Origin of the sequence: Rubrivivax rivuli (assembly GCF_004016505.1) — a bacterium.
Lineage (GTDB): Bacteria > Pseudomonadota > Gammaproteobacteria > Burkholderiales > Burkholderiaceae_C > Rubrivivax > Rubrivivax rivuli.
Map to the genome: position 1 here is coordinate 1 of NZ_SACR01000026.1, position 255 is coordinate 255.

General features: G+C 66.7%; 1 protein-coding gene. It reads right to left on the minus strand.

The window, feature by feature from the left end:
* A partial coding sequence (locus tag EOE66_RS21675) for an aminotransferase class I/II-fold pyridoxal phosphate-dependent enzyme (RefSeq protein ID WP_245479137.1) occupies window positions 1-253 on the minus strand: 253 nt, incomplete at its 3' end.
* Between the last annotated feature and the right edge of the window lie 2 nt (window positions 254-255).

The window sequence follows — 255 nt, forward strand, 5'->3', positions numbered from 1 at the left end:
GGTCGATGTCCACGAACACGGGCTTGCCGCCGGCCAGCACGATCATCTCGGCCGTGGCCGCGAAGGTGAAGGGCGTGGTGATGACCTCCTCGCCCGGCTTCAGGCCCAGTGCCATCAGCGAGATCAGCAAGGCCTCGGTGCCGCTGGAGACCGTGATGCAGTGCTTCGAGCCCGTGAAGGCGGCCAGCTTGGTCTCCAGTTCCTGCACCTCGGGGCCCATGATGTACTGGCCGTGGTCGAGCACGCGCTGGATGC